This window comes from Polaromonas sp. P1_G4, from assembly GCF_056405475.1.
Map to the genome: position 1 here is coordinate 1 of NZ_JBFUCA010000669.1, position 1,884 is coordinate 1,884.

Here is a 1,884-nt window from a genome sequence, read left to right on the forward strand (position 1 = left end):
ATTGAGGGGATTGCAACAGATGAAGAGAATCGTGGCGTAAGCATAAAGATGGTCTTGTAAGAATTCCTCCCGCGCGCCTGAAGGCCTAACGGGCGAAAATTTGTGCGGTGCAGCATAAAAATTCTTACAAGGCTTACGTCACCCGAACGGCTTTTGCAGGATGAGGCAATCAGGCTTGAAAACGGGCTCAAACCTGCCTCCTGGCACGCATTTGGGCTGAAGCGGAGTCTTGCCAAATCGCAAGGAGGCCACGTCAGGAGGGCAAAACGATGCGGGTATGCGCCTGAACCGCCGCGAAGGCGCGACGCAAAAAATTAAAGGCCGGACTCGCCGTCTACCCGGATGCCCAACTGCTTGACCTTGACGCGCTGCTCCACGGCCTGACTCCACATTTCGAAGTCTTTATTGGTGGGCGCCGGGCCCTGGCCGGTCTGGTAGGCCCACATTTTCGCCGTCAGCTCTTCGTAGATCTGTCGGGCTTCCTGGTGCGCCTGCCGTTCATGGGCAATGGCGCCGTCCAATTTTTCCCTGGTTGGTGTTTTTGATGGCATTGTCAGTGCGTGAAAAAATCAAAAGCCTGATTTTGTTACAACACGCAGGCAGTCACAAATATCCCCAAACAGGGACTGGTTTTTAGTCCGGATGGACTAGCTCCGAAACCTGCTGATGTGCGGGGTTGGCGGGTCGGAGTCGGCGGTTTACAGCGCGTCGCGTAGCCGTATGGCCGGCCACCGGGCCTTTTCCCACAGGCCCTGAACCGCTTCGGCCTTGTCCAGCAGCAGTTGCTGTATCAATGGCTCCAGCGGCGTGGTGTCGGGGTCGGCCAGCAGCAGGTAACGGGCTTCCACCTCACCCTCGGCTTCATTGAGCTGGCCTACCCAGTCCAGCGCAACCAGTGTTTCCAGTACCGGCTCCAGCTGCAGCCCGTCCACCTGGAGGAGCTCGGCCAGCTGCGAAGCGCTGACACCCTTGCGCGGGGTGGCCAGTGCCCGGTGCAACTGCTGGAGCACTTCAATGGCCAGCTGGAAATGCCAGCCATGTGCGCTGCCGCGGCGGGCCACTCCGGCCAGGAGACTGGGCAGGTACGCGGCAATCACAGCGCCCATCAGCACGATGACCCAGGACACATAAATCCATACAAGGAGGATGGGCAAGGTAGCGAACGCGCCATACACCAGCGAATAGGTCGGCACGGCGCCCAGATACAGGCTCAGCACGCGTTTGGCCACCTCAATGCCCGCAGCCACAAACAGGCCCCCTACCCAGGCATGCGACCACTTCACGTAGGTATTGGGCACATAGCGGTACATCGCCGCCATGCCCCCCGCCACCAGGAAAAACTGCAGGACGCTGAGCAGAAAACGCAGGCTGACGGGCAAAGCGCCCACCAGGCCGCCCGAGGCCGACAGCACATAAGAAGTGACCGCCAGGCTGGCCGCCAGCAGCAGCGGCCCCAAGGTAATGGCAGCCCAATAAATGAGCACACGCTGCGTCAGTGGCCGCGCCTTTTTGACGCGCCAGATACCGTTGAGCGTTCGGTCAATGGTCAGGATGAGCGCGATGGCCGTGACCAGAAGCACGGCCAGGCCCGCGATGCCCAGCTTATTGGCCTGGCGGCTGAATTGCGTCAGGTAACCCAGCACCTGGCGGGCGATGTTGTCGGGGATCAGGCTCTGAATCAGCCAGGCCTGCAGGGCGCCCTGCAACTTCGAGAACATCGGGAAGGCCGTAAAGATGGCCAGCGCCACCGTAAAAAACGGCACCAGCGCGATCGAGGTGGTGAAGGTCAGGCTGCTGGCGGTCAGGCCCATGTGGTCTTCCCGGAAACGGTCACGCAGCGTGAGCGCTGTGCCGCGCCACGGAAAGCGCGACAGGTCGCTCAAG

General features: G+C 60.6%; 2 protein-coding genes. Both read right to left on the reverse strand.

The features are described 5' to 3' along the window. Positions 1 to 314: 314 nt before the first annotated feature. Entirely contained in the window at positions 315 to 521 is a 207-nt protein-coding gene (locus tag AC1D1X_RS22020; RefSeq protein ID WP_477673826.1) for a hypothetical protein, read from the reverse strand. A 177-nt stretch (positions 522 to 698) separates the two neighbouring features. Beyond that, complete coding sequence (locus AC1D1X_RS22025) at positions 699 to 1,883, reverse strand: YihY family inner membrane protein (protein ID WP_477699189.1); 1,185 nt, start codon at positions 1,881 to 1,883, stop codon at positions 699 to 701. Between the last annotated feature and the right edge of the window lies 1 nt (position 1,884).